This is a genomic window from Luteimicrobium sp. NPDC057192 (assembly GCF_042670205.1).
GTDB lineage: Bacteria > Actinomycetota > Actinomycetes > Actinomycetales > Cellulomonadaceae > Luteimicrobium.
This window is the reverse complement of sequence record NZ_JBHUWD010000011.1, coordinates 22,814-49,483: the sequence shown is the minus strand read 5'-3', so window position 1 is coordinate 49,483 and position 26,670 is coordinate 22,814. Positions and strand designations below refer to the sequence as shown.

The window sequence follows — 26,670 nt, the reverse complement described above, 5'->3', positions numbered from 1 at the left end:
CAGAGCCCGTTTCGGCCCGTGACGTCTCCCTCTTCGAAGATTGGTTCCTCCATGCCTGAGGCCACCGTGACCACCGCCGTGCGTCCCGACCTGCGCAACGTCGCGATCGTCGCGCACGTCGACCACGGCAAGACGACCCTCGTCGACGCCATGCTGTGGCAGTCCGGGGCGTTCGGCGAGCACGCACACGTCGACGAGCGCGCCATGGACTCCGGCGACCTCGAGCGCGAGAAGGGCATCACCATCCTCGCCAAGAACACCGCGGTCCGGTACGCCGGCCCCGCGGCGGCGGCGGTGGGCCAGCCCGGCGGCATCACGATCAACGTGATCGACACGCCCGGTCACGCCGACTTCGGCGGCGAGGTCGAGCGCGGCCTGTCCATGGTCGACGGCGTCGTGCTCCTCGTCGACGCGTCCGAGGGCCCCCTCCCGCAGACGCGGTTCGTCCTGCGCAAGGCCCTCGCCGCGAAGCTCCCGGTGATCCTCGTCGTCAACAAGGTCGACCGGCCCGACGCGCGCATCGACGAGGTCGTCGCCGAGTCCACCGACCTCCTGCTCGGGCTCGCGTCCGACCTCGCGGACGAGGTCCCCGACCTCGACCTCGACGCCGTCCTCGACGTGCCCGTCGTCTACGCCGCCGCCAAGGCCGGCCGTGCCAGCCACGACCAGCCCGAGGACGGCGGTCTGCCCGACAGCCCGGACCTCGAGCCGCTCTTCCGGACCATCCTCGAGAAGATCCCGGCACCCACGTACGACCCCGAGGCGCCCCTCCAGGCCCACGTCACCAACCTCGACGCGTCGCCGTTCCTCGGCCGCCTCGCGCTCCTGCGCATCTTCAACGGCACCCTCCGCAAGGGGCAGACCGTCGCCTGGGCCCGCCACGACGGCTCGCTCCAGAACGTGCGCATCACCGAGCTCCTCGAGACCAAGGCGCTCGAGCGCGTCCCCACCGACTCGGCCGCCCCCGGCGACATCGTCGCCGTCGCCGGCATCGAGGACATCACCATCGGCGAGACCCTCACCGACCCCGACGACCCGCGGCCCCTCCCGCTCATCACCGTCGACGACCCCGCCATCTCCATGACCATCGGGATCAACACCTCGCCGCTCGCCGGCAAGGGCGGCAAGGGCCACAAGGTCACCGCGCGCCAGGTCAAGGACCGCCTCGACAAGGAGCTCATCGGCAACGTGTCGCTGCGCGTCCTGCCGACCGACCGCCCCGACGCGTGGGAGGTCCAGGGCCGCGGCGAGCTCGCCCTCGCGATCCTCGTCGAGCAGATGCGCCGCGAAGGCTTCGAGCTCACCGTCGGCAAGCCCCAGGTCGTCACCAAGACGATCGACGGCAAGGTCAACGAGCCCATGGAGCGCATGACCATCGACGTCCCCGAGGAGTACCTCGGCTCCGTCACCCAGCTCATGGCGCAGCGCAAGGGCCGCATGGAGACCATGTCGAACCACGGCACCGGCTGGGTCCGCATGGAGTTCGTCGTCCCCGCGCGCGGCCTCATCGGCTTCCGCACCCGCTTCCTCACCGACACCCGCGGCACCGGCATCGCGTCGTCCATCGCCGAGGGCTACGAGCCCTGGGCCGGCCCCATCGAGACCCGCAACAACGGCTCCCTCGTGGCCGACCGTGCCGGCGCCGTCACGCCGTTCGCCATGATCAACCTCCAGGAGCGCGGCTCCTTCTTCGTCGACCCCACCCAGGAGGTCTACGAAGGCATGATCGTCGGCGAGAACTCCCGCAACGAGGACATGGACGTCAACATCACCAAGGAGAAGAAGCTGACGAACATGCGTTCGTCGACCGCCGACAACTTCGAGAACCTCGTCCCGCCGAAGCACCTCACGCTCGAGGAGTCCCTCGAGTTCGCGCGGGAGGACGAGTGCGTGGAGATCACGCCCGAGGTCGTCCGCATCCGCAAGGTGATCCTCGACCAGCAGGAGCGTGCGCGCGCCACTGCTCGGGCGAAGCGCTCCTGAGTCGTCGCGTGGGGGTCGTGGCCGGGTTCACGGCGGGACGGGGGATGCCGCGCCGCGTCTTCCATCCGGCCGCTCGTTCCTCGCGGCCTCCCGCCAGACCCGCCACGACGCTGCGCGGCATCCCCCGACCCGCCGCTCGTCCGTTCGTCGCCTTCGTGCACGACGGCGGTAGCGCGTTCGTGCGTCCGGTGGGCGGGGGCCGTCCTGCCGGCGCCCGCGCGGCCTCGGGGCGCGCGTGAGCCGCTCGGAGGGCGTCGGGCGCGCTGGGGGAGCGCGGGTCGTGGAGCCCCGCGGGGGGCTCGTCGTGGTGCATGCTCATCCCGACGACGAGACGCTCGCGACCGGGGCGCTGCTCGCCACGTGGGCGGCGGCCGGGGAGTCCGTGACCGTCGTGACGTGCACGCGCGGGGAGCGCGGCGAGGTCATCGACACGGTCGCGCACCCCACGGGGGTCGGATCGCTCGAGGGGGACGGCCCCGCGCTCGCGGCCTACCGCGAGCGGGAGCTCGCGGGTGCGCTCGCCTCGCTCGGGGTCACCGACCACGTGTTCCTCGACACCGTCCCCCTGCCCGACGACGTCGCTCCCGTCCGCTACGAGGACTCCGGCATGGCGTGGGTCGCCCCGGGGATCGCGTCGCACGCCGCGGAGGGCGCACCTGGCGGCGCGTTCGTCGGGGTGAGCCTCGACGAGGCGGCCCGGCGGCTCGTCGCCGTCCTGCGCGAGCGCCGCCCCGCCGTCGTCGCGACCTACGACCCGCAGGGCGGGTACGGGCACCCCGACCACGTCCGGACCCACGAGGTCACCGTCCGCGCGCTCCAGCTGCTCGGCGACGAGCAGGGGAAGGGCGCCGGAGATGAGCCAGGCCCGAGCGGCGCGGCCCAGGGCACGCCGGTTCCCGCGCTGTGGTGCGTCGTCCAGCCCGCCGCCGACGTCCGGGCAGCGAGGCGCGCGCTCGCCGCGTCGGCCGAGGTCGCGGACCTCCTGCGGGCGCGGCCGGCCGGCACCGGGCTGAGCCTGCCCGACCCCGACGAGCCCGTCCTGCCGCCCGTCTCCACGTGGTGGCCGGCCGACGCGCCCACGCTCGCCGAACGCCTGCCCGGGCTCGAGGCCGGGCCGGGGCTCGTCGTCGTGCCGGTCGGGCCCGTGCTCGACCGTGTCGCGGGCGCGCTCCGGGCGCACGCCACGCAGGTCCAGGCCGTCGCCGTCACGCCCGCCGCCGAGGGGGAGGCGCTCGTCGGCCGGTACGCGCTCAGCAACGACGTGCTCGCACCGCTGCTCACCGCCGAGCGCTACGCGACGTTCTCCCCGCGCCCGGTGCCGGGTGGCGTCGTCGGACGCCCAGGCACTCCCGGTACGGTGGCACCGTGAGCGCGACAGTTCCCCCGGACGGCGAGCCGGGACCGATGCCGCCCGCCGGCACCGGCGGCACCGTCGACGGGCCGCGGCCCACCCCGGCTCCGGCCGTGCGGACGAGCTGGCTGCGGGTCGTGCTGTCCGGGCTGCTGGGGGTCCTCGTGGGCGCCGTCGGGACGTTCATGTTCGCCGCGCTGCTGCCGTCGAGCGTCACCGACCACGTCGGCGCGGCCGCCTCGTGGCCCGTGGGACTCGTCCTGACCCTCGCGCTCAGCGTCGTCGCCGCCGTCCTCGCGCGGGCCTGGGGAGGGTACGGCGCCTACACGGCCTACGCGGTCGGGTGGCTCGTCGTCGTCATCGTGCTGACGGGGATGCACGGGCCCGGCGGGGACGTGCTCGCGGGTGCCCACCAGCGCTGGGCGAACGTGTGGATGTACGGCGGGTTCCTGCTCGTCGCGGCGAGCGCCTTCGCGCCCCGCGGCTGGTTCTCCGACACGCCCCGCGACGCCCGTAAGGACGGCGCCGCCGGCTGAGACCGTGCGTCCGGCACCAGGCTGACCTCGTAGAATCGCCAGACGCCGACCCCCGGCGAACGCCCGCCGCGACGACCGCGCGGCCAGCGCAGGAGCACCCATGGACGAGCACGCCACCACCAGCCCCGGCGAACGCCCCGACGGGGCGCCGGTGCCCACGCCGCCCGCGCCCGCGGGTCCCCCGGTCGAGCCTGCTCCCGACGAACGCGCCCCCGTAGAGGCCTCGGTTCCCGCCGCCGCGCCGACCAGCCCGGCGGGGGCCGCGCCCGGCTCGGTGCCCGAGCAGCCGGACGGCAACCCCTGGCGGGGCTACGTGCAGCTGCCGACCGTGGGGTCGTCCGCCCCCGAGCGGGTGTCGGCCCTGAGGCCCGGTGCGCCGGACGCCGAGGCCACCGCCGTGCTCCCGGCCCTCGCGCCGCGGGCGGCGAGCACCCCCGGTGCCCCCGCACCCGCCGGGACCTTCCCCGGCGCCGGCAGCCCGCCGCCGGCCCCGACCGCAGTGCCGCCCACCCAGACCGCCGTCCTGCCGGCGCTCGCCGCACCGGACGCGGGCCCGACGGGAGCGCCCCCGAACGACGACATCCTCCGCGGCCTCGGCGACGAGCCCGCGCCCAGCCGCACGCGGCGGACGCTGATCGGCGTCGGGATCGCCGTGGTGGCGCTCGTCGGCGCGTACGTCGGAGCCCAGTGGCTCGTGTCGGACAAGATCGCGCACGGCACCACGGTCGCCGGGGTCGAGGTCGGCGGGATGACCGTCGACGACGCGACCCGTGCCCTCGACGACGCGCTGGGCGACCGCACCACCGAGCCCGTGGCCGTCGTCGCGGGCGCGAAGAAGGCCCGGATCGACCCGCGCAAGGCCGGTCTGACGTTCGACGCCCGCGCCACCGTCGAGCCGCTCGTGTCGTTCAGCCTCGCGCCGTCGCGGCTCTGGCACGCGATGTTCGGGGGGTCGGACGTCGCGCCGGTCACGACGGTCGACGACGCCAAGCTCGAGGCAGCGGTCGCGAAGGTCGCGAAGTCCGTCGAGGTGAAGCCGCGCGACGGCGGCGTCGCCTTCTCCGACGGGGCGGCGACGAGCGTCGCGCCCCGCGACGGCACCACCCTCGACGGAGGCAAGGCCACCACGATCCTCACCGACGGCTGGTTGACGGCGCACGGTGCGCTCGAGCTGCCGACGACGACGGTCCGCCCCGAGGTGGGTGCGGACGCCGTCGAGGCCGCCATGGTGACGGCCGGGACGGTCACGTCGTCGCCGGTCGACCTCACCGTCGGCTCGCAGAAGGTCCGCCTCCCGGGTGACGTGCTGGCCGAGGCGGCCACGTTCGTCCCGGACGGCTCCGCGCTCCGGCTCCAGCTCGACGCCAAGACGCTGCGCGCGGACGTCCTCGCGCGCAGCACCAAGCTCCTCACCGCCGCGAAGGACGCCCGGTTCACCTTCGTGAAGGGCAGGCCGACGATCGTCGGCGGCGCCAACGGCACCGGCCTCGACGCCCGGGCGCTCGCGTCGGCCGTGACGGCGGCCGCGGCCAAGGAGTCGGGTCGCGCGGCGAACGTGCCCCTCACGACCGTCGAGCCGACCACCACGCGGGACGACCTGGCGAAGCTCGGCGTGAAGGAGAAGGTGTCCGAGTTCGCGACCGTCCTCACGAACGAGCCCGTCCGGACCAAGAACCTCGAGGTCGGCGCGAGCAAGATCTCCGGCGACCTCTTGAAGCCCGGCAAGACGTTCTCCATGGTCGACGCGCTCAGCCCGATCACGTCCGAGGCGGGCTACTACAAGGCCCACATGATCGAGAACGGCCAGTTCGTCGACGCCGTCGGGGGCGGGCTGTCGCAGGTCGCGACGACGACGTACAACGCGGCGTTCTTCGCGGGCCTCGACATCGTCACGCACCAGCCGCACTCGTACTGGTTCGCGCGGTACCCGGAGGGCCGGGAGGCGACCATCGCCGTCGGCGTGATCGACATGAAGTTCACGAACGACACGCCGTACGGCGTCGTCGTCCAGTCGTGGGTCGGGGGCGGCAAGCTCCACGTCGCGTTCTGGAGCACGAAGTACTACACGGTGAAGTCGACGACGAGCCCGCGCTCGAACGTCGTGAAGCCGTCCACGGTCCACGACTCGTCGAAGACGTGCATCGCGGATCCCGGCGGGGAGCCCGGGTTCCACGTGAGCGTCCGGAGGCTCGTCTCGCGCGAGGGCTCCGTCGTCAAGGACGAGACGAACCAGTGGACCTACAAGCCGCAGGACCGCAGGGTCTGCACGTCTGGTGGAGGTGACGGGTGACGCTCGTGCTCGGGCGCAGCGAGAGGGAGTCGGGGCCGCACGCACGCGCCGCGGCGCGCGCGGTCGGCTGGGGCGACGGGGGTGACCTCCTCGACCTCGGCAGCACGACGACGACCCTGTCCACGGTGTCGCAGCTCGCGGACCTGGCCGCCGTCATGTACCTCGACCACCCGCAGCAGCCGGGGCCGGAGCTCGAGCGCGCGCTCCTCGCGGCGCCCGCGAACGTCCTCGTCACCGCCAGCGTGGGCGTCGCCCGCGAATGGGCGTGGGTCGGGCGCGCGGGCGCACGGGCGACGACGCCGCCCGGCGCGGTCGTCGTCGACGAGGCGGGGATGCGCGACTGCCGGCACCGCCTGCGCGCGCTCGGCGCGAGCCCGCGCCTCGTGCCGACCCGCACGCCCGCCGCGGAGCGGATCGCCCTGGCCGGTCCCGCGGGGACGCTGCTGGTCGAGCGCTCCGCGATCCCCGACGGGTTCGCCGAGCTGCCCGAGTCGGAGCGGCTCGCCGACCCGACGCCCCTCTGGTACGGGCTCGTGACGGCGGACCGCCGTCCGGATCCGTTCGACCGGCCCGCCCAGGTCTGGCTGGCGTTCGGGCCGCGGGACGACCACCGCGGCTCGCTGCAGCACACGCTGGGCGTGATCGCGGACGCGGGGATCGACCTGCAGCATCTGCGCTCGCACCGCTCCGAGGCCGGGCCGCACGTGTTCTTCAGCTCGTTCTCGTGCCCGTCGAGCGACGTCCTCGACGCGCTGACGGCGGAGCTCGAGGAGGGCTCGGTCGCGCACCGGGTGCTCGCCGTCCTGCCGGGGGCCGGCTTCGAGCCAGGCCCGGTCGCCGTGACGCCCCGATGGGCCCAGGCGGCGGTGCGCGCATGACGACGGTCGCCTACCTGGGCCCCGAGGGCACGTTCACGCACGCGGCCGCGCTGGCCTGGCCGGGCACGACGCCGGTCGCGCTGCCCACCGTCCAGGACGTCTACCGCGCCGTCCAGGACGGGAGCGTCGACCGTGGCGTCGTCGCGATCGAGAACACCGTCGAGGGCTACGTGGTGCCGTCGCTCGACGCGCTGCTCGCGTCCGACGACGTGGTCGGCATCGACGAGGCCGTCCTGCAGATCGCGTTCGACGCGTTCGTGCGGCCCGGGGCCGGCGAGCTGACCGAGGTCTCGGCGCACCCGCACGGGCTCGCGCAGTGCCAGCAGTTCGTGGCCCGGACCGGGCTCACCCCGGTGCCCGCGGCGTCGAACGCCGCCGCGTGCCGTGACGCGACGCCTCACCAGGTCGCGCTCGGCCCCCGCCTGTGCGGCGAGCTCTACGGGCTCGAGACGTACGAGCGCGACGTCCAGGACTTCGCGGGCGCACGGACCCAGTTCCTCCTCCTGGCGCGCCGCGACGACGCCCGGGAGGCGCTCGACGCCGCCCGCGACGCCCACGGTGCACGCTGGCGGACCATGCTCGCCGTGACGCCCGTCGTCGCGGGGCCGGGCGTGCTCGCGCGGATCCTCGCGGCTTTCGGCGCGGGCGGGCTCAACCTGTCGAGCCTCATCACCCGCCCGCTCAAGGTCGCCGGCCGCTACGTGTTCGTCCTCACCGTCGACGCGGCGCCCGTCGACCCCGCCCTCCGTGCCGTCCTGCAGGGCCTGCTCGACGAGGGCCACCTCCTCAAGACGCTCGCCGCCTTCCCGGAGCGCGCCGACCGCGCCGTCGTCCTCGACCTGGACCACGTCCCGTCGGGGTCGGTCGACGGCACCGCGGCTCCGGTCGACCTCGGCCGGGAGCTGCTGTGGTGACGGGGCGGGAGGCGCCGCTGTCCGTCGTGCGCGTCGGGCTCGTCGGGCTCGGGCTGATCGGTGGCTCCGTGGCCCGCACGCTCGTCGCGGCCGGGGTGGACGTCGTCGCGACCGACCCCGACGGCGCGACGCGCGCCGTGGCCTGGGACGCGGGCGTCCGGACTGTCGGGACTGCCGCGGAGGTGCTCGTCGAGCGCCCTGACGTCCTGGTCCTCGCCCCGCCGCTCGCGGCGCTGCCCGCGGTGCTCGCGGAGCTCGCGTCGGAGCTCCCGCGCCTCGTGGCCGACGGCGGTCCGCTGCCCGTCCTCACCGACGTCGGCAGCGTCAAGGCACCCGTGCGCGCGGTGGTCGACGCCGCGGGCCTGGGGGAGCGGTACGTCGGCGCGCACCCGATGGCGGGCACCGAGGAGTCCGGGTTCGCCGCGTCCAGCGACGACCTGCTCCCGGGCTGCCCGTGGGCCGTCACGGTCGCCCCGACGACGGACGCCACCCACCTGGTGCGGGTCCTCGCGCTGGTCACAGGACCGTTGCGCGGGGTGGCGCGCGTGATGGACGACGCCAGCCACGACGCGGCGGTCGCGCTCGTCTCGCACGTGCCGCACGCGCTCGCGACCGAGCTCCTCAACCTCACGACGACGGCCGGCGAGCGCCGGCTCGCGCTCGGGCTCGCCGCGGGCTCGTTCCGCGACGGCACGCGCGTCGCCCGCACGGACCCCCGCCGCACGCAGGCCATGGTCGCGGGGAACGCCGGCGCCGTCGTGCCCGCGCTCCGGGCCGCGGCAGACCACCTCGCGGCCCTGGCCGACGCGCTGGAGTCCGGAGACGCCGCCGCGGTGACGGCGTTCTTCGACGCGGCCGACCCGGTCCGCGCGGAGCTCGCGTCGTCGGCGGGCGTGCCCGGGGGCCCGACGCAGACCGTGACCGTCGCGCTCGACGGAGACGGCTGGCGGGAGCGCCTCACGGCTCTCGGTGAGGCCGGTGCCGTGGTCGCGCGCGTCGGGACCGACCGCCTCGTCCTCACGGCGCCGGCGCTGCCCGAGGCCTAGCCCGGGCCGTCGTCGCCCGTGATGGCGCCCTCGGGAGCGCCGCCGCCGTCGTCCGCGATGCGGCCCGCCGGACCTGGCGCGGGCGAGGTGTGGAGGATCTCGCGCGCCTGCTCCGCAGCCCGCGCGATGCTCTCGCCCACGAAGTCGACGAAGCGCGCGATGCCCTCGAGCCGGACGGCCGCGGGGGTGCCGGCGCCGAGCACGTGCACGCCCTCCCGCGCCGTCGCCGCGAGCTGGAGGTTGGACCGGGCGCCCGCGACGGTCGACTGGTACCAGACGTCGTCGTCGACGACGTAGCGCTCGCGCCGTCCCTCGTCACGCTCACGCCGGACCAGGCCCTGACGCTCGAGGAACGCGATCGCCTTCGAGACGGACGCCGGGCTGACCTGGAGGCGGCGGACGAGCTCGGCCGCGGTCAGGCTGCCGGCGTCCGTCGTGTAGAGGCAGGTCAGGACGCGGGCCGTCATCGCCGGCAGGCCCGACTGCTCGAGCAACCCGGTGAACGTCTCCTCGTACGCGCGCACCGCCTGCGGGTCCCGCCCCTGGACGGGGCGCGGCGCCGGGCGCGGCCGCGGCGCGGCCTGGCGGGGGCGGTGGGCGCGGCGCTCGGTCGCGCGGTGGGCGACGTCGGCGCGGTACGCCGTCGGTCCGCCGTTGCGCATCACCTCGCGCGTGACGGTCGAGGTGGGGCGGTCGAGGCGCCGCGCGATCTCCGCGTACGCGAGTCCGTCGGCGAGGCCGACGGCGATCTGCTGACGGTCGCGCTGGGTGAGCCTGCCTCCGGGCATCGTGTGCTCCTTCGTCGTCGATGGCCGCGAGCATAGCGTTCGATCTCAGTCATTGCAACGACGCTTCGGTCGTCCTGTTGCGTTAGAAGTCAGCCGGTTGCAACGAAATACCGGCTCTGAGCTGCGCCGATGCCTTGGTTCTCATGAATCGAGCATTGCCCCATGAGCGAACGCAACGTAGCGTTCGAGGCATCGGAAACCACCTTGAAGGAGTGAGCACGATGCAGAAGTTCGACACCACCGCCCCCGTCTCCGCCGTCCTCGACATCCCGGCCGGCGCGCTCCGGCTCATCGCCGCCGACCGGGCGGACACCACGGTCGACGTCCGGCCGGCGAACCCGTCGAAGGGCCGCGACGTCAAGGCGGCGGAGCGGGTGATCGTCTCGTTCGAGGGTGGCGTGCTGCGCGTGGCCCTGCCGGTCGAGCACGAGCTCCTGGGCCCGTCCGGTGCTGTCGAGGTGACGGTCCAGCTCCCTGCCGGCTCGTCGGTGGAGGCGAAGGGCGCGGCGCTCGACGTCCGCGGCGTCGGCCGGCTCGGCGACGTGACGGTCAAGGCCGCCCAGGGGCCCGTCAAGCTCGACGAGGCCGCCGACGCCCGGCTCGCGATCCAGGCGGGTGACGTGACGGTCGGCCGCCTGACGGGCTCGGGCGAGCTCAGCACGGCCAAGGGCGACCTGCGCGTCGACGAGGCGACGCGCGGCTCGCTCGCGCTCACCACGCAGGCCGGGAGCATCACGATCGGCGTCGCAACCGGCGTGTCCGCCTCGCTCGACGCCGGCACCGCGCTCGGCCGGATCAGCAACGCGCTCCGCAGCACGGGCGAGGCCGAGCTCACGATCCGCGCGACGACGGCGCTCGGTGACATCACGGCCAGCAGCCTCTGAAGGTCGCTCGCGCGACGACGGCGCGGCGTCCCCGGTTCTCCTCCGGGTGCGCCGCGCCGTCGTCCCCCTTCCGGCCGGTCGTGTGCGGTGCGCCGGTCAGGAGCCCAGGACGTGCGTGAGGTACGGGTTCGCGAACAGGCGGTCGGGGTCGAGCTCGTCGCGCACCCGCACGAAGTCGTCGAAGCGCGGGTACAGCTCCGCGAACGCGTCGGCGCCGAGGAAGTGCAGCTTGCCCCAGTGGGGACGGCCGCCGTGCGCGCGGAAGATGTCCTGCGCCGCGGTGAAGTAGCGGTGGAAGTCCTCGCGGAAGTAGCGGTGGATCGCGACGTAGCCGGTGTCCCGGCCGTGCGCCGTCGAGAGCCACAGGTCGTCGGCCGCCGCGGCGCGGACCTCGACGGGGAACGAGACGCGCAGGTCCTTCGCGCGGATCATCGCGTCGAGCTCGCGTACGACCGTCGGCACCGCCTCGCACGGCACCGCGAACTCCATCTCGCGGAACCGGACGGTCCGCGAGGTCGCGAACACCCGGTACGACAGGTCGGTGTACTCGCGGCGGGCCATGAGCCGCGACGCGACCTTGTTCGCGACCGGCACGACGCTGCGCGCCCGGGTCCCGAGGGCGCAGATCGCTCGGTACAGACCGTTGGCGAGGAGCTCGTCGTCGACCCAGCCGCTGAGGCGCGGCACGGGGGAGAGCGGGGCGTCACCGGGCAGGCGCGTGTTCGTCTTGGTGGAGGCGACGTCCGTGCCGGGGAACCAGTAGAACTCGAAGTGGTCGGCCGACGCGCAGCGCGCGTCCCACTCCTCGAGGACCTGCGTGAATGGCGCGGGCGCCTCGACGGCGTGCAGCGCGAACTGCGGCACGCACTGGAGCGTGATCTCGGTGAGGATGCCGAGCGCGCCCAGCCCGACCTGGACGGCGCCCCAGTACTGCGGGTTCTCGTCGGCGCTCACGGTGAGCAGGCGGCCGTCGGCGGTGAGCAGGCGCACCCGCACGATCTGCGTGGCGAGCCCGCCGAACCCGGCGCCGGTGCCGTGGGTCCCGGTCGAGACAGCGCCCGAGATGGTCTGGCGGTCGATGTCGCCGAGGTTGGGCATCGCGAGCCCGTAGGGCGCGAGGAGGCCGGGGATCTCGTACAGGCGCGTCCCTGCGCCGAGCGTGACCTGCGCGGTCGCCGTGTCGACGGCGCGCAGCCCGGCCAGCCCGGTGAGGTCGAGCTGGACGCCCGGTGCGACGGCGATGCCGGTGAACGAGTGGCCCGAGCCGACCGGCTTGACCGTCAGGCCCGCGTGCTGGGCCGCCTCGAGGACGCTGCGGAGGTCGTCCTCGGAGCCGGGGCGAGCGACGCCGCGGGGCACGACCGACTGGTTGTGGCCCCAGTTCTGCCAGGCGGGGGCCGGGCGCCACGGGGGCGTGCTCGGCGCGGGCGCGGGGCCGGTCCCGCGGGGTGCGGCGGCGTCCGAGGCGTGCTCGCCTGCCGTCGTCTCGTTCGTCACAGGAACACCTTTCGTTCGCCCCGGTAGGTCGGGACGGAGCCGAGGACCGTCGCGGGGCCCTCGGGGTCGTACGGGTGGTCGCCGGGGGAGCCGACGACCACGAGCTCGTCCACGTGCTCGGCGATCTCGCCGGCCTTCGTGTGGCGCAGCCAGGCACGGTCGCCTGGCCTCAGGTCCGCGGCGCCGGGGCCGCGGAGCGGGGTCTGGACCTCGCCCGCGGCCTCGTTGCCGACGTACCGGGTGCCCTCGGGCCACACGACGCGCGGCAGGCGGTCCGCGGCGGGCGGCCCGGACGCGACCCAGCCGCCGCCGAGGAGCGTCGCGACGCCGGGCGCGGGGTTGCGCACGACCGACAGGGCGAACGCGACCGCCGGTGCGGGCGTGAACTGCGCGTAGTTGTCGAACAGGTGCGGGCCGAACAGCCCGCTGCCGGCGGCGACCTCCGTGACCGCGGGGTCGGCGGATGTCGTCTCGAGCGAGCCGGTGCCGCCGCCGTTGACGAACTCGAGGTCGGCGACCTGGCGCACGGCGGCGACGGCCGCCCCGCGCCGTGCGAGCAGCTCCGAACCGGACAGCGCCTGCAGCCGCCGCACGACGGCGGAGCGGGCCGCGCGACCGGGCGTCGCGTTCGCGAGCCCGGCGATCTGCGCCTCGTACGCCATGACGCCGACGAGCCGGAACCCGGGCCGCTCGGCGACGAGGCGGGCGAGGGCCTGGGCCCGCTCGGGCGAGTGCACGGGGGAGCGGAACACCCCGACGTGCGCCGCGGCGCCCGCGAGCGCGCTCAGCCCCGGCAGGTCGTAGGACGCGTCGAGCTCGAGGCACACCCGCACCTCCTCGCGCTCGCCCGGCCGGGCGACGGCGTCGACGAGGTCGAGCTGGGCGACGTCGTCGACCATGATCGTGACGCGGGAGGCGAGCTCACGGTCGCTCACCAGGCGGCGCAGCGCCCCGCGGTCGGCCGTCGGGTAGCCGACGACGACGTCCGTCACGCCGCTCCCGCCGCCCGCCGGATCGGCCGGGTCCGGCTCGGAGGCCAGCCAGAGCGCTTCGGGGAGCGTGTACGCGAGGATCCCGGCGTACCCGTCGAGCGCGAGCACGGCGTCGAGCACGGCGCGCGTCCGGACCGACTTCGACGCGACCCGGATCGGCATCCCGTCCGCGCGGCGCAGCATGTCGTGCGCGTTGTGCGCGAGCGCGCGCAGGTCGAGGGTCGCGTACGGAGGGTCGAGCGCGGAGGTCGCGGCGGTCAGAGCCGGCCAGTACGACGCCGGGGTCGCCCAGGGTGCGGAGGCGGGCCGGCCCACGGTCGTGGGGGCGCCGGTCGGCAGCGGGGGCAGGGGGCTCATCGCACGCTCCTCACGGGGGCGACCGCGAACGCGCCGCCGATGGCCAGGATCCCGGCCGCGAGGAACAGCGGGGTGAAGCTGTGGGTCTGGGCCACGAGCCAGCCGCCCACGAGGGGCGCGAGGGCCTGCGGGACGGCGTAGGCGACGTTCATGATGCCGAGGTCCTTGCCGCGGTCGGCGGCGCTCGGGAGCACCTGGGTGGCGAGCGCCTGGTCGACGGACAGGAACGCCCCGAAGCCGAAGCCGAGCAGCGCGGCCCCGACGAGCGCGACCGCGAACACGGGCACGAACGCGAGCAGCAGCGCCGCCAGGCCCTGCAGGGCGGCGCACACGACGACCATCACCTTGCGGCGCCCGAGCCGGTCGGACAGGCGCCCGAGCACGAGCGCGGCGACGATCACGAACACCATGTAGACGAGCGTCAGGAGCAGCAGCCCGTTCTCGGCGTCGTCCTTGCTCTGGTGCATCGGGCCGTACTCGAGGAAGTACAGCAGCAGGACCGTGCCGAAGCCGTTGCCCGTCATGACGAGGATGCGGCTCGTGAGCGTCCACGCGAAGTCGGGGTGGTCGCGCGGGCTGATCCAGAACCCGGTGACGATCGTGCGCAGCGAGAGGGGAGGGACCGAGCCCGGTGCGAGCGGCGGGTCCTCGAGGCGCAGCAGGAACGGGACCACGCACACGAGGAGGACCACGGCGACGAGCGCGTACCCGGCGACCTGGCTCAGGGCGAGGAGGGCGACGAGCGCGACGCCGACGAGGATCCCGAGGGCCTGCGGCGCGGACATCCACCCGGACACCGTGCCCCGCTGGTCGACGGGCACGCGGTCGCTGATGGTCGCGGTGAGCGCGGCCGTGAGGACGCAGAAGCCGACGAGCGTCAGCGACCACCACACCGCGACGCCGACGATCGTGTGCTGGACGGACAGGAGGACGAGCGCGGCGGCGAACAGCACCGCGCCGCCCGCGATCCAGGGGCGCCGCCGGCCGAAGCGGGACGTCGTCCGGTCCGAGAGCGCCCCCGCGAGCGGGTAGGCGACGAGCGCGCAGACGCCGGCGATCGCCGACACGATGCCGAACCCGCGCACCGACGCGACCCAGTCGATGGGGTCGATGATGTCGTCGACCTGCTGGGGCAGCAGGAGCTGGATGGGCGTGAGCTGGGCCATCCACACGCCGAACCACGCGGTCGCGAACGCGGCGATCCACGCTCCCGGCACGAACGTGCGGGGCTCCGCGAACCCGGCGGTGGTGCTCACGGGCGCCGGCGCGGTCATGCGTCCGGTCCGGGCGCGCCCTCGCGGGGCGCCGCGTCGGGGTCGGGCTCGGAGAACTGGAGGATCCCCGCGACGGCGTACTCCCGGGCCGCGGCGATCCGCTCGGGGTCCCGGAACGACAGCCACGACGTCGTCAGCCCGTCGGTCATGGTCACGACGTAGCGCGCCAGCTCGCCCACGGGGCGGGTCCACCGCGTGCCGGTCGCGGCCGCGGCGGCCTCGAGCACGCCTCCGGCCGCCTCGTCGTACGCGGCGTACTCGGCCTTGACGAGGTCCGCGAGCTCGGGCTCGCGCAGCGCGTACTGGTGGAGCTCGAGGATGGCCTGCTCGCGGGCCGGGTCGGCCTCGACGGCCGCCACGAACGCGTCGAGCGCGGCGCCCAGCAGCTCGGGCAGCGTCACGGGTCCCTCGGTGAGCTCGGCCGCGCCGGACAGCACCTCGGTGACCGAGTGCACCTCGTCGACCAGGACGCGCTCGATCACGTGCCGCATGAGCTCGGTGTGCGACTCGAACGCGTAGTGGAAGCTGGCGAGCGACATCCCCGCCTCGCGGACGATCGCGCGCGTGCTCGCGGCGCGGACGCCGTCGCGCGCGATCACGGTCGTCGCGGCGTCCAGGAGGGCCTGGCGGCGCTCGGCGACGGGCATGCGGGTGCTGCGGGGTGCGGGGCTCGCGGTGCGGGGACGACGACGTCGCGGGGCCGCGGCCGGCGGCGCTGCCGGCTCGTCTGGGTCGCTCGACTGGGACATGTGACCCACTGTAATGCCCGTCACACCCCGGTCCGACCCGGCTGTCGCGGACCCGCCAGGCGCACCCGGCCCGGGGGACACGTGCGTCTCGTCTGGACCCTGCACCTCGCGCGACGTCATCATGGCGCGATGGTCCCACCTCGACTGCATGTCGCGCTCATGCTGGCGCTCACCTTCACCACCGGCATCATCGACGCCGTCGGCTACCTCGGCCTCGACCGCGTGTTCACGGCGAACATGACGGGCAACGTCGTGATCCTCGGGATGGCGCTCGCGGGCGGCGCCGGGCTGCCCGTGCTGGGTCCCGTGCTCGCGCTCGCGGGCTTCTTCCTCGGCGCCGTCGTGGGCGGCCGCCTGCTGCGCACCGCGCCGCAGGGCTGGTCGGGCCGGACGTCGGCGGCGTTCGTCACGACGGGCGTCGTCGCGGTCGGCCTGGGCGCCGGCGCGCTCGTCGGGCCGCCGTCCGCGGGGACCGCCTGGGCCTACACCGTGACCGGGCTGCTCGCGCTCGCGATGGGCCTGCAGGCGGCGTCGGCGCGTCGCCTCGCGGTCAAGGACGTGACGACCGTCGTCGTCACCTCGACGCTCACCGGGCTCGCCGCGGACTCCCGGCTCGCAGGCGGCGACGGGGACTCGTGGCGGCGCCGGCTGCTCGCGATCGTGCTCATCCTCGCGGGCGCTGCCGTCGGCGCCGCGCTGCTGCGGGTCTCGGGCGAGCGCGGGGTGGGCGTCGGGATGCTCGTCGCCGGGGTCGCGAGCATCGCGGTCTCGCTCAGCGGTCACTTCCTCCATGCGCGCGGGGGCGACGGCGCGGCGGCGGCGGGGGCACCGGCTTAGCGAGCACCACCTGGCCGGCGGGGACCCGGACGGTGCCCGCGCGCGTGTCGAGCGTCACGCCGTCGTCGTCGAGCGCGACCACCGTGCCCAGGACGTCGGTCAGCGTGTGCGGCTCGGCACCCGAGCGCTCGTCGTCGGCCAGGCGTCGCCGTACGACGACCCGCGTCCCGACGGGCCACGCGGGCAGCCCGTCCCGCCATCCTTCGGACACCTGTCGGCCCTCCCTCTCGACTGCGCGATACTAGACCTCGACCGCGCCCTCGGCGGCCATCCCCGAAAGGACTCGTGCAGTGACCTACGTGATCGCTCAGCCGTGCGTCGACGTCAAGGACAAGGCGTGCATCGAGGAGTGTCCCGTGGACTGCATCTACGAGGGCAAGCGCTCGCTCTACATCCACCCCGACGAGTGCGTGGACTGCGGCGCGTGCGAGCCCGTCTGCCCCGTCGAGGCCATCTACTACGAGGACGACGTCCCGACGGAGTGGAGCGACTACTACCGCGCGAACGTCGAGTTCTTCGACGACCTCGGGTCGCCCGGCGGCGCCGCGAAGCTCGGCATGATCGACAAGGACGACGCCATGATCGCCGCCCTGCCGCCGCAGGCCTGACGGCGCGCGCCACGGTCCATGGGCTTCCACCCGCTCGACGACCCCTACCCCTGGGACACGCTCGCGCCCGTCGTGCAGGCCGCGCGCTCGCACCCCGGCGGCCTCGTCGACCTCTCGATCGGCACCCCCGTCGACCCCACGCCCGACGTCGTCCGTGACGCGCTCGCGGCCGCGTCCGACGCACACGGCTACCCGACGACGCACGGCACGCCCGCGCTCCGCGAGGCCGTCGCGGCGTGGTTCGCCCGGACGCGCGGCGTGCCGGGTCTCGACCCGGACGCCGTCCTGCCGACCGTCGGCTCCAAGGAGCTCGTCGGGCTGCTGCCGTCGCTGCTCGGGCTCGGCCCGGGCGACGTCGTCGTGCACCCCGCGACCGCCTACCCCACCTACGACGTGGGCGCCCGGCTGGCGGGCGCGTCGCCCCTCGCGACCGACGACGTGGCGTCGTGGGCCGGGCGCAGCGACGTGCGACTGGTGTGGGTCAACTCCCCGAGCAACCCGACGGGGCGCGTGGCGTCGGTCGAGGAGCTGCGGAGCGTCGTCGAGGCGGCCCGGGAGATCGGCGCGGTCGTCGCGAGCGACGAGTGCTACGCGCTGCTGCCCTGGTCCGAGCCGTGGGCCTCGCACGGCGTGCCGAGCATCCTCGACCCGCGCGTGAGCGGCGGCAGCCATGAGGGCCTGCTCGCCGCGTACTCGCTCTCCAAGCAGTCGAACCTGGCGGGCTACCGCGCGGCGTTCGTGGCGGGCGACCCGGCACTCGTCGGCTCGCTGCTCGCGACCCGCAAGCACCTCGGCATGATCGTGCCGGCGCCCGTGCAGGCCGCGATGGTCGCGGCCCTCGACGACGACGAGCACGTCGCCGGGCAGCGCGAGACCTACCGGCGGCGGCGGCGGCTCCTCGAGGGTGGACTCCTCGCGGCCGGCTACCGGATCGACGACTCGGAGGCTGGCCTCTACCTGTGGGCGCGACCCGAGGTCGCGCCGGGCGCTCCCGCCCAGGACTGCTGGCAGACCGTGAACGACCTCGCGGGCCTCGGCATCCTCGTCGGCCCGGGGGCGTTCTACGGGGCCGCCGGCCTCTCCCACGTCCGGGTCGCGTTGACCGCGACCGACGAGCGCGTCGCGGAGGCCGCCGCCCGGCTCGCGGGGGAGTGACGCGCCACCGGTGAGCACTTGGTGCGCCGGTGGGGGCCGGCGCCGTCTGACGTGTGACGCAGGACACAGTGCCATGCGCCGGTCAGGTGCGGGCAGCGGCTTGGTCACGGCGGAGTCCGGCGCGTAGTCTCGGACGACAGGCTCGTGCTGCTGCGAGGCCGCCGCGGACCGGGCGTCGACGCTCGCGCGAGCGGCCACCGCGCCACGCGCCGTCCTCGCGTCCAGGAAGGAAGTCATGACCCAGACCCCTAGTGCCCTCGCGCCCGACGCCGTGCAGCTCGAAGTGAGCGGCACGAGCCGCGAGCTGCCGGTCGTGCACGCCACCGAGGGCAACGACGGCATCGTGGTCTCCTCGCTCCTCAAGGAGACCGGGCTCGTCACCGTCGACCCCGGGTTCATGAACACCGCGTCCTGCACGTCGGCGGTCACCTACATCGACGGCGACCAGGGCATCCTGCGCTACCGCGGCTACGCCATCGACGAGCTCGCCGAGCAGTCCACCTTCCTCGAGGTCGCGTACCTGCTCATCCACGGCGAGCTGCCCGACCAGGCCACGCTCGACGCGTTCACCGAGCGCGTCAACCGCCACACCCTGGTCCACGAGGACTTCCGCACGTTCATGGGCACCTTCCCGCGCAACGCGCACCCCATGGCCGTCATGGCGTCGGCCGTCAACGCGCTCGCGACGTTCTACCCCGAGTCGCTCGACCCGTCCGACCCCGAGACCGTCGAGCTCGCGACCGTCCTGCTGCTCGCGAAGACGCGGACCATCACCTCGTACCTGCACCGGCGCCGCGTCGGTGAGCCCCTGCTGTACCCCGACTACTCGCGCGGCTACGTCGAGGACTTCCTCCGCATGACGTTCGCGCGGCCCTACGAGTCCTACGACGCCGACCCGGCCGTGATCGAGGCGCTCGACAAGCTCCTCATCCTCCACGCCGACCACGAGCAGAACTGCTCCACGTCGACCGTCCGCATCGTCGGCTCCGCGCACGCCAACCTGTTCGCGTCCGTCTCCGCCGGCATCAACGCTCTCTCCGGCCCCCTCCACGGCGGCGCCAACGAGGCCGTGCTCCTCATGCTCGACAAGATCCAGAACGCCGAGTACGACGTCGACACCTTCATGAAGAAGGTCAAGAACAAGGAGGACGGCGTCCGGCTCATGGGCTTCGGGCACCGGGTCTACAAGAACTACGACCCGCGCGCCGCCATCGTGAAGAAGTCCGCCGACGCCGTCCTCGCGACCCTCGGCAAGAACGACGAGCTGCTCGACATCGCCAAGCGCCTCGAGGAGATCGCCCTCAACGACGACTACTTCATCCAGCGCAAGCTCTACCCCAACGTCGACTTCTACACCGGGCTCATCTACAAGGCCCTCGGCTTCGAGCCGGCGATGTTCACGCCGCTCTTCGCGCTCGGCCGGATGCCCGGGTGGATCGCGCAGTGGCGCGAGATGATGAACGACCCGCAGACCAAGATCGGTCGGCCGCGCCAGGTGTACGTCGGGGAGACCGAGCGGGCGTACGTGCCTGTGGCGTCGCGCTGAGCTCGTCCGTGGTCGGGGCGGTGGGGTCGCGGCGGCGGAGTCGGCTCGCCTCCTGACGTCGACCGGCAGCCGCGCGACGTCACGAGGTACCCCTCGCGCGGCCTGCTTCGCGAGGTATGCGGGCGGCCGGGGTACTTCGTGAGGGATGCGGGCGGCCGGGGTACTTCGTGAGGGATGCGGGCGGCCGGGGTACTTCGTGAGGGATGCGGGCGGCCGGTCTACTTCGGCGGGGTGGCCAGGGTGATCGCGACGCGGCCCGACGGCAGGGCCGGGAGGGCCGTCGCCTTCGCGCCCTTCGCGGCTGCGACCTTCGACCAGGCTGCCGAGTCGCGGGTCCAGACCTGCCCGCCCACCCGGACCTGCTCGGCGTCGTAGGCGTCGGCCGTCGCGACCGCCCACTGCGCCACCGACCAGCCGTTCGTGCCGTCGGCGCCCGGGAGGCGACGGGCGTCGAGCGTGACCGTGGCGCCCGAGCGCGACGCCGCGACCGCCGTTCCGAAGTCGCGCGCGACCCGGGCCTCGAGGTCGCGCGCGTCGGACGCGGTGTCGACGTCGTCCGGAACAGGACGGAGCGTGCACGTCACGGCGCCCGGCGAGTGGCCGGTGAGCGCCGACGCCCAGGCACGCGACTGCGTCTCGTGCTGGCCGTAGGCGTCGGGGAACGCCGACCGCTGTACCCGCTGCGCGGCCTTCGTGACGGCCAGGCCCTGCCAGCCGTCGACCTTGACGAGGACGTCGAGGAACGCGTTCGTCGCGTACACGGGGTGCTGGAGCTGGTCCGCGGAGCCCCAGCCCTGGGACGGACGCTGCTGGAACAGCCCCACCGAGTCCCGGTCGCCGTACGACAGGTTCCGCAGCTTCGACTCCTGCAGCGCCGTCGCGAGCGCGATCGTCGCTGCGTGCGCCGGCAACCCCCGCCGCACGACGACGGCCGCCACGGTCGCCGCGTTGTCCGCCTGCTCGGGGGTGAGCTGCCAGCGGGTTCCGTCGAGCTCCGCGGTGCAGCGCTCGACGATCGGGCGGGCGTCGTCGACGTGCCGCAGCAGCGCGACGACGCCGGCCACGGCACCACCGAGCACCAGGGCGACCACGACGAGGCCCACGACGGTGCGCCGGGCGCGGCGGCGCCGTCGTCGGGACCGGGACGAGGTCCACGGGCGCGCGGACGACGCGGTCGCCGCAGAATGGACCTCACGCACCACGGCTCGGCCTCCCGAGAGGAGCAGCGAGATGACCGACGAGGCCGCAGACGACGCGCCGCCGGTCCTGTACGTCCTGCGGCACCGCCCCGGCCCCGCGGTGCCGTCCGGGACGAGCGTCTCGGACCACCCGGGGATCGGCGAGCACTACGCGTTCCTGCGCCGGCGCGCGCAGGACGGCACGCTCGTCGCCGCCGGACCCCTCGAACCGGCGAGCGGCGAGGGCATGACCGTGCTGGCGGTACCCACGCGGGACGAGGCGGAACGGCTCGCCGCGGTCGACGACCGCAGCGTGTCGACCGGGGTGCTCGCGGTCGAGGTACGGGAGTGGCACGTGGTGCTCGACCCCGGGCTCAGTTCGCGTGCAGCGCGGCGTTGAGCTCGATGCCCACGCCCTTGCGGCCCACGACCTCGACCCGGCCGGTGAGCGAGTTGCGGCGGAACAGCAGCCCGTCGCGGCCCGCGAGCTCGCTCGCCTTGACCACGGTCGCGGACTCGTCGGCGGTGCCGGCGTGCTCGAGCACCGTCACCTTGGTGCCCGCGGTCACGTAGAGGCCCGCCTCGACGACGCAGTCGTCCCCGAGCGGGATCCCGAGGCCCGCGTTCGCGCCCAGCAGGCAGCGCTCGCCGAGAGACACGACGGTCTTGCCGCCACCCGACAGGGTGCCCATGATCGACGCGCCGCCGCCGACGTCCGAGCCGTCACCCACGACGACGCCCGACGAGATCCGGCCCTCGACCATCGACGTGCCGAGCGTGCCCGCGTTGTAGTTGACGAAGCCCTCGTGCATCACGGTGGTGCCGGGCGCGAGATGGGCGCCGAGGCGGACGCGGTCGGCGTCGGCGATCCGGACGCCCGACGGAAGGACGTAGTCGACCATGCGGGGGAACTTGTCGACGCCGTGCACGGTCACGTGCTGCCCGGCCGCGCGCAGGCGCGCGCGGACCGTCTCGAAGCCCTCGACGGCGCACGGCCCGGCGCTCGTCCACACGACGTTCGCGAGCAGGCCGAACAGGCCGTCGAGGTTGACCTCGTGCGGCTGTACCAGGCGGTGGGAGAGCAGGTGGAGCCGCAGGTACACGTCGGCGGTCGAGGCGGGCGCGGCGTCGAGCTCGGCCTCGGTCAGCACGACCTGCGTGCGCACGCCCCGGAGCGCGTCGGTGCGCTCGGCCTCCACGAGGACGTCCGGCGGCGCGGCGTCGGACGGGCGCGCGCCGAGCGCGGGAGACGGGTACCAGCTGTCGAGGACCGTCCCGGACTCGGTGACGGTCGTGAGGCCGTAGCCCCATGCGGTGCGTGCGGTCATGGCCACCAGCCTAGGAGATCCCGCCCGCCGTCCGGGCCCCGCGCCGGTAGGGTCGGGGCGTGACCGGTACTCCCAGCCCCGTCCAGCCGTACCCGACGTTCCCGCTCGCGCTGCACGACCCGGTCGTGCTGACGCGGCAGATCTGCGACGTCGAGTCCGTCAGCGGGAACGAGAAGGACCTCGCCGACGTCGTCGAGGGCGCGCTCTCGCCGCTGCCCCACCTCGAGGTCCTGCGGGACGGCGACGCGGTCGTCGCGCGCACGAGCCTCGGCCGCGACCGGCGCGTCGTGGTCGCGGGGCACCTCGACACGGTCCCCGTCGCCGCGAACCTGCCGGTGCGGGTCGTGGGGGAGGGTGCGCACGCCGAGCTGTGGGGCCGCGGCACCGTCGACATGAAGGGCGGCGTCGCGATCATGCTCGCGCTCGCCGCGGAGCTCGTGGCGCCGTCGTACGACGTGACGTGGGTCTTCTACGACCACGAGGAGGTCGCGAGCGACCTCAACGGGCTCGGGCGGCTCGCACGCCACCGCCCCGACCTCCTCGCGGGCGACTTCGCGATCGTCGGGGAGCCGAGCAACGCGGGCATCGAGGGCGGCTGCAACGGGACGCTGCGCGCCGACGTCGTCCTCACGGGCGTCGCGGCCCACTCGGCGCGCGCCTGGATGGGCGTCAACGCGGTCCACGCCGCCGGCGACGTGCTGTCCCGGCTCGCGGCCTACGAGCCGCAGACCGTCGAGGTCGACGGGCTCGCGTACCGCGAGTCGCTCAACGCCGTCGGGGTCGCGGGCGGCGTCGCGGGCAACGTCATCCCGGACCGCGCCGTCGTGACGGTCAACTACCGGTTCGCGCCGAGCCGGAGCGTCGAGGACGCCGCCGCGCACGTGCGCGAGGTCCTGGCCGGCTACGACGTGACCGTGACCGACGCCGCGCCCGGGGCGCGGCCGGGGCTCGACGCGCCCGCCGCCGCGGACTTCGCGAAGACCGTCCTCGAGCTCACCGGCGGCGAGCCCGCGCCCAAGTACGGCTGGACGGACGTCGCGCGGTTCAGCGCGCTCGGCGTGCCCGCCGTGAACTTCGGCCCGGGTGACCCGCTGCTCGCCCACAAGGACGACGAGCACGTCGCCGCCGCCCAGATCACGCTATGCCACGACGCGCTGCGCGCCTGGCTGACCCGCTGACGGCGCCGCGCGCGCCCACCCGACCCGCCGCACCAGCCGCACCGGAGAACGCCATGGCCACACCCACCGCCGCCCCGGCGGCCCAGCCCGACGACCACGCCGACAGCTATCGTCCCGACGCCTACCGCAAGGGACCGGTCATGCTCCGCGGGAGCCAGGTCCCGCAGGAGACCACCGACCAGCGCCTGCTCGAGTCGCGTGGCGACGCGGACTGGGTGCACCAGGACCCGTGGCGCGTGCTCCGCATCCAGGCGGAGTTCGTGGAGGGGTTCGGCGCGCTCGCCGAGCTCGGCCCGGCGGTGTCGGTGTTCGGCTCGGCCCGCACGCCGCGCGACCACCCGGACTACGCGCGCGCCGTCGACGTCGCCCGCGGGCTCGTGGACGCCGGCTACGCCGTCATCACGGGCGGGGGCCCGGGCATCATGGAGGCCGCCAACAAGGGCGCGTGCGAAGCCGGCGGAGTCTCGGTCGGCCTCGGCATCGAGCTGCCGTTCGAGCAGGGCATGAACCGGTGGGTCGAGCTCGGCGTGAACTTCCGCTACTTCTTCGCCCGCAAGACGATGTTCGTCAAGTACGCGCAGGGCTTCGTCGTGCTGCCCGGCGGGTTCGGCACCCTCGACGAGCTGTTCGAGGCGGTGACGCTCGTCCAGACCCGCAAGGTCACGCGCTTCCCGATCGTCCTCGTCGGCACGGCCTACTGGTCGGGGCTCGTCGAGTGGCTGCGCAGCGCCGCCGTCGAGCACGGCACGATCAGCGAGGCCGACCTCGACCTGCTCCACGTCGTCGACGACCCCGCCGAGGCCGTCGCGATCGTCACGCGGGCCGACGCCGACCTCGAGGCTGCGACCCCGGAGTCGCAGTCCTCGGCGACGTGAACCCCGTCCCGCCGTCGTCGGCGCCGCTGGTGCTGCGCGGCCGCGAGCTCGGCCTCGCCGCGCCCGTCGTGATGGCGATCGTCAACCGCACCACCGACTCCTTCTACGCGGGCGCGCGGCACGCCGACGACGCCGCGGCGCTCGCGGCCGCCGAGCGCGCCCTCACCGACGGCGCCGAGATCCTCGACGTGGGCGGCGTCCGGGCGGGCGTGGGACCCGAGGTCACGCCGGCCGACGAGATCGCGCGCGTCGTCCCGTTCGTCGCTCGCGTGCGCCGGGAGCTGCCCGACCTGCTCGTGTCGGTCGACACGTGGCGAGCCGAGGTCGCGGACGCGGCGATCGACGCGGGCGCCGACCTCGTCAACGACACCTGGGCGGGCCACGACCCGCGGCTCGTCGAGGTCGCGGGGCGGGCGGGCGTCGGCGTCGTGTGCTCGCACACGGGCGGGCAGCCGCCGCGCACCGACCCCTACCGCGTGTCCTACCCGCTGCCCGAGCCGCTCCCTGACCCCCTCCCGGACGGCGTCGGACCCGTCGACGCACGCGACGGCGTCCTGCTCGACGTCCTCGCGACGCTGCGGGCGGGCGCCGAGCGGGCGGTGGCGGCTGGGGTGCCCCCGCGCAGCGTGCTCGTCGACCCCACGCACGACTTCGGCAAGAACACCTGGCACTCGCTCCACCTCGTGCGGCGTACGGAGCCGATCGTCGCGCTCGGCTACCCGGTGCTCATGGCGTTCTCCCGCAAGGACTTCGTGGGGGAGACGCTCGACCTGCCGGCCGAGGAGCGGCTCGAGGGTACGCTCGCGTCCACCGCGGTCGCCGCGTGGCTCGGCGCCACGGTGTTCCGCGCCCACGACGTGCGGGCCACCCGCCGCGTCGTGGACATGGTCGCCGCGATCCGGGGAGAGCTTCCGCCGGCGGCGGCGGTGCGAGGGATCGAGTGAGCGGCATCGCGTGAGAGGGACCGAGTGAGCGCAGCAGCAGCCCCGCCGGCGGACGCCGCGGGGCCGTCGTCCCCGTCGCCCGACGACGCCGCGCCCCCGGTCCGCCGGGTCGCCGACCCCCGCACCTGGCCCTGGTGGGTCCAGGTGCTCGTCGTGTACGGGCTGGCGCGCGCGTTCTCCGCCGTGGTCTTCGTGCGGGTCGCGACGCACCAGGTCGCGAACGGCTGGACGGGCGACGACCCGTCGTACGCGGACTACGTCGGCCGGATGTTCGACGCGACCTGGTACCTGCACATCGCCGAGCACGGCTACCCGCACACGCTCCCGCTCGGCCAGGACGGAGCCGTCCAGCAGAACGCGTGGGCGTTCTACCCGCTCTTCCCGCTTGTCCTGCGGGGGCTCATGGCGGTGACGGGGCTGTCGTGGACGTTCCTCGCGCCGACCCTGTCGCTCCTGCTCGGGGCGGGCGCCGTGCTCGTGATCCACCGGCTCGTCCAGCGCGGCGGCCACCGGGCGACGGCGCTCGTCCCGGGGCTGCCGCTCGCGACGGTCCTGCTCGTCAGCGTGTTCCCGTCCTCGCCCGTGCTGCAGACCGCCTACACCGAGGCGCTCGCGCTGCTGCTCATCGCCTCGGCGCTCTACCTGTTGGCGGTGCGCCGCTACTTCTGGGCCGTGCCCGTCGTGGTGCTGCTCGGCTTCACGCGGGCCGTCGCGCTGCCCATGGCGTGCGTCGTCGTCTGGCACGTGCTCTGGCGGGTGTGGGGCGCGTGGGGGCCGTCCGCGCGCCGCGACCCCGAGCGGGCCGTCCGTGACCGGTTCTCGGTGCGCGACGTGGCGGGTCTCGGCACGCTCCTCGGGACGTGCCTGGTCGCCGGGGTCGCGTGGCAGGTGATCGCGGGCCGGGTGACCGGGCGCAGCGACGCGTACTTCGCGACCCAGGCGTCGTGGAGGTCGGGCGCGGTCCAGTACTTCACGCCGTGGATCACGAACTCGAAGATCCTCTTCCACGACCGGGGCCCGCTCGTGCTGGCGGTGCTGCTCGTGGTGCTCGCGCTCCTCGCGCTCAGCCCGGTCGCGTTCCGGCTCGGCGCGGAGCTCCAGGGCTGGACGATCGCCTACACCGCCTACCTCGTGCTCGTCACCGACCCGTGGACGTCGACGTGGCGGTTCGCGCTGCTCGCGTTCCCGTACCTCGCGATCCTCGTGGGCTGGGCGCGGCGGCGCTGGGTCTTCGCGTGCACGCTCACGGTCCTCGTCCTGCTGTCCCTGTACGGGCAGGTCGACTGGATCTGGGAGCTGTGGCGGTTCAAGCCGCCCGCCGACTGGGCTCCGTGAGGGGACGTCCGGTCGCTCGTGGCGTGGAGGCGGGGTGCGTCGGTGGTGTGGGTCACGTGAACTAGAATGTCCACCGGGCCTTTTCGCACCATCTACGGGCCCGTGTGTACGAACAGCACCAACACGACGAGCACGGCGAACCTCGCG

General features: G+C 74.6%; 24 protein-coding genes. 17 read left to right on the top strand and 7 right to left on the bottom strand.

Going from position 1 to position 26,670, the window contains the following annotated elements; all coding sequences use genetic code 11:
- Positions 1-51: 51 nt before the first annotated feature.
- The 7 genes from typA to ACFT5B_RS07540 all read left to right on the top strand — a co-directional run bounded on the left by typA (position 52) and on the right by ACFT5B_RS07540 (position 8,998).
- The gene (gene typA / locus ACFT5B_RS07570; RefSeq protein WP_386797376.1) at positions 52-1,983 is read left to right on the top strand and encodes a translational GTPase TypA; all 1,932 of its coding nucleotides are present in this window, start codon (positions 52-54) and stop codon (positions 1,981-1,983) included.
- A 280-nt stretch (positions 1,984-2,263) separates the two neighbouring features.
- Positions 2,264-3,352: a PIG-L family deacetylase gene (locus ACFT5B_RS07565; protein ID WP_386797375.1), complete on the top strand. Its 1,089-nt coding sequence runs from the start codon at positions 2,264-2,266 to the stop codon at positions 3,350-3,352.
- On the top strand, positions 3,349-3,870 hold the full coding sequence (locus ACFT5B_RS07560; RefSeq protein WP_386797374.1) for a hypothetical protein: 522 nt from the start codon (positions 3,349-3,351) through the stop codon (positions 3,868-3,870). The genes ACFT5B_RS07565 and ACFT5B_RS07560 overlap by 4 nt, the downstream gene beginning before the upstream one ends.
- 100 nt (positions 3,871-3,970) lie before the next feature.
- Positions 3,971-6,160 carry a VanW family protein gene (locus ACFT5B_RS07555; protein WP_386797373.1) on the top strand — a complete coding sequence of 730 codons (2,190 nt, stop codon included), beginning with the start codon at positions 3,971-3,973 and terminating at the stop codon, positions 6,158-6,160.
- A complete protein-coding gene (locus tag ACFT5B_RS07550; protein WP_386797372.1) occupies positions 6,157-7,038 on the top strand; it encodes a hypothetical protein in 882 nt (293 codons plus the stop codon). The genes ACFT5B_RS07555 and ACFT5B_RS07550 overlap by 4 nt, the downstream gene beginning before the upstream one ends.
- Positions 7,035-7,952, top strand: coding sequence for a prephenate dehydratase (locus tag ACFT5B_RS07545; protein WP_386797371.1), 918 nt, complete (start codon positions 7,035-7,037; stop codon positions 7,950-7,952). Before ACFT5B_RS07550 ends, ACFT5B_RS07545 begins: the two co-directional genes overlap by 4 nt.
- The gene (locus ACFT5B_RS07540) at positions 7,949-8,998 is read left to right on the top strand and encodes a prephenate dehydrogenase (protein WP_386797370.1); all 1,050 of its coding nucleotides are present in this window, start codon (positions 7,949-7,951) and stop codon (positions 8,996-8,998) included. Before ACFT5B_RS07545 ends, ACFT5B_RS07540 begins: the two co-directional genes overlap by 4 nt.
- Here ACFT5B_RS07540 and ACFT5B_RS07535 read toward each other — a convergent pair.
- Positions 8,995-9,786, bottom strand: a complete 792-nt coding sequence (locus ACFT5B_RS07535) for a MarR family transcriptional regulator (protein WP_386797369.1) — start codon at positions 9,784-9,786, stop codon at positions 8,995-8,997. The two genes, ACFT5B_RS07540 and ACFT5B_RS07535, sit on opposite strands and share 4 nt — an antisense overlap.
- A gap of 221 nt (positions 9,787-10,007) precedes the next feature.
- Between ACFT5B_RS07535 and ACFT5B_RS07530 the strand changes: the two genes are divergently transcribed.
- Positions 10,008-10,670 (top strand): DUF4097 family beta strand repeat-containing protein, encoded by a 663-nt coding sequence (locus tag ACFT5B_RS07530; RefSeq protein ID WP_386797419.1) that lies wholly within the window; start codon positions 10,008-10,010, stop codon positions 10,668-10,670.
- A 96-nt stretch (positions 10,671-10,766) separates the two neighbouring features.
- Here the strand turns inward: ACFT5B_RS07530 and ACFT5B_RS07525 are convergent, their stop codons facing one another.
- Genes ACFT5B_RS07525 through ACFT5B_RS07510 form a run of 4 tightly spaced genes read right to left on the bottom strand, consistent with a single transcriptional unit; the run spans position 10,767 to position 15,539 of the window.
- A complete protein-coding gene (locus ACFT5B_RS07525) occupies positions 10,767-12,167 on the bottom strand; it encodes a D-arabinono-1,4-lactone oxidase (RefSeq protein WP_386797368.1) in 1,401 nt (466 codons plus the stop codon).
- Positions 12,164-13,516: an alanine racemase gene (locus ACFT5B_RS07520; RefSeq protein ID WP_386797367.1), complete on the bottom strand. Its 1,353-nt coding sequence runs from the start codon at positions 13,514-13,516 to the stop codon at positions 12,164-12,166. The genes ACFT5B_RS07525 and ACFT5B_RS07520 overlap by 4 nt, the downstream gene beginning before the upstream one ends.
- Complete coding sequence (locus ACFT5B_RS07515; protein ID WP_386797366.1) at positions 13,513-14,772, bottom strand: MFS transporter; 1,260 nt, start codon at positions 14,770-14,772, stop codon at positions 13,513-13,515. The genes ACFT5B_RS07520 and ACFT5B_RS07515 overlap by 4 nt, the downstream gene beginning before the upstream one ends.
- A 14-nt stretch (positions 14,773-14,786) precedes the next feature.
- Positions 14,787-15,539, bottom strand: coding sequence for a TetR/AcrR family transcriptional regulator (locus ACFT5B_RS07510; protein ID WP_386797365.1), 753 nt, complete (start codon positions 15,537-15,539; stop codon positions 14,787-14,789).
- 129 nt (positions 15,540-15,668) lie between these two features.
- On the opposite strand from ACFT5B_RS07510, the gene ACFT5B_RS07505 reads away from it, so the two are divergent.
- The 4 genes from ACFT5B_RS07505 to ACFT5B_RS07490 all read left to right on the top strand — a co-directional run bounded on the left by ACFT5B_RS07505 (position 15,669) and on the right by ACFT5B_RS07490 (position 19,685).
- On the top strand, positions 15,669-16,376 hold the full coding sequence (locus tag ACFT5B_RS07505) for a YoaK family protein (RefSeq protein WP_386797364.1): 708 nt from the start codon (positions 15,669-15,671) through the stop codon (positions 16,374-16,376).
- Positions 16,377-16,666: 290 nt separating this feature from the next.
- Positions 16,667-16,984 carry a ferredoxin gene (gene fdxA / locus ACFT5B_RS07500; RefSeq protein ID WP_386797363.1) on the top strand — a complete coding sequence of 106 codons (318 nt, stop codon included), beginning with the start codon at positions 16,667-16,669 and terminating at the stop codon, positions 16,982-16,984.
- An 18-nt stretch (positions 16,985-17,002) separates the two neighbouring features.
- Complete coding sequence (gene dapC, locus ACFT5B_RS07495) at positions 17,003-18,139, top strand: succinyldiaminopimelate transaminase (protein WP_386797362.1); 1,137 nt, start codon at positions 17,003-17,005, stop codon at positions 18,137-18,139.
- 235 nt (positions 18,140-18,374) lie between these two features.
- A complete protein-coding gene (locus ACFT5B_RS07490) occupies positions 18,375-19,685 on the top strand; it encodes a citrate synthase (RefSeq protein WP_386797361.1) in 1,311 nt (436 codons plus the stop codon).
- A gap of 218 nt (positions 19,686-19,903) precedes the next feature.
- Here ACFT5B_RS07490 and ACFT5B_RS07485 read toward each other — a convergent pair whose 3' ends face one another.
- Complete coding sequence (locus ACFT5B_RS07485) at positions 19,904-20,887, bottom strand: hypothetical protein (protein WP_386797360.1); 984 nt, start codon at positions 20,885-20,887, stop codon at positions 19,904-19,906.
- 28 nt (positions 20,888-20,915) lie between these two features.
- On the opposite strand from ACFT5B_RS07485, the gene ACFT5B_RS07480 reads away from it, so the two are divergent.
- Complete coding sequence (locus ACFT5B_RS07480) at positions 20,916-21,263, top strand: YciI family protein (RefSeq protein ID WP_386797359.1); 348 nt, start codon at positions 20,916-20,918, stop codon at positions 21,261-21,263.
- Here ACFT5B_RS07480 and dapD read toward each other — a convergent pair.
- The gene (gene dapD / locus ACFT5B_RS07475; RefSeq protein ID WP_386797358.1) at positions 21,238-22,191 is read right to left on the bottom strand and encodes a 2,3,4,5-tetrahydropyridine-2,6-dicarboxylate N-succinyltransferase; all 954 of its coding nucleotides are present in this window, start codon (positions 22,189-22,191) and stop codon (positions 21,238-21,240) included. The two genes, ACFT5B_RS07480 and dapD, sit on opposite strands and share 26 nt — an antisense overlap.
- A 59-nt stretch (positions 22,192-22,250) precedes the next feature.
- Here dapD and dapE point away from each other — a divergent pair, with 59 nt between their 5' ends.
- From dapE to ACFT5B_RS07455, 4 genes are all read left to right on the top strand, one after another.
- A complete protein-coding gene (dapE, locus tag ACFT5B_RS07470) occupies positions 22,251-23,369 on the top strand; it encodes a succinyl-diaminopimelate desuccinylase (RefSeq protein WP_386797357.1) in 1,119 nt (372 codons plus the stop codon).
- A 140-nt stretch (positions 23,370-23,509) separates the two neighbouring features.
- Positions 23,510-24,244 (top strand): TIGR00730 family Rossman fold protein, encoded by a 735-nt coding sequence (locus ACFT5B_RS07465; protein WP_386797418.1) that lies wholly within the window; start codon positions 23,510-23,512, stop codon positions 24,242-24,244.
- Positions 24,241-25,188 carry a dihydropteroate synthase gene (folP, locus tag ACFT5B_RS07460; RefSeq protein WP_386797356.1) on the top strand — a complete coding sequence of 316 codons (948 nt, stop codon included), beginning with the start codon at positions 24,241-24,243 and terminating at the stop codon, positions 25,186-25,188. Before ACFT5B_RS07465 ends, folP begins: the two co-directional genes overlap by 4 nt.
- 24 nt (positions 25,189-25,212) lie before the next feature.
- Positions 25,213-26,523: a hypothetical protein gene (locus tag ACFT5B_RS07455; RefSeq protein ID WP_386797355.1), complete on the top strand. Its 1,311-nt coding sequence runs from the start codon at positions 25,213-25,215 to the stop codon at positions 26,521-26,523.
- Positions 26,524-26,670: the final 147 nt, after the last annotated feature.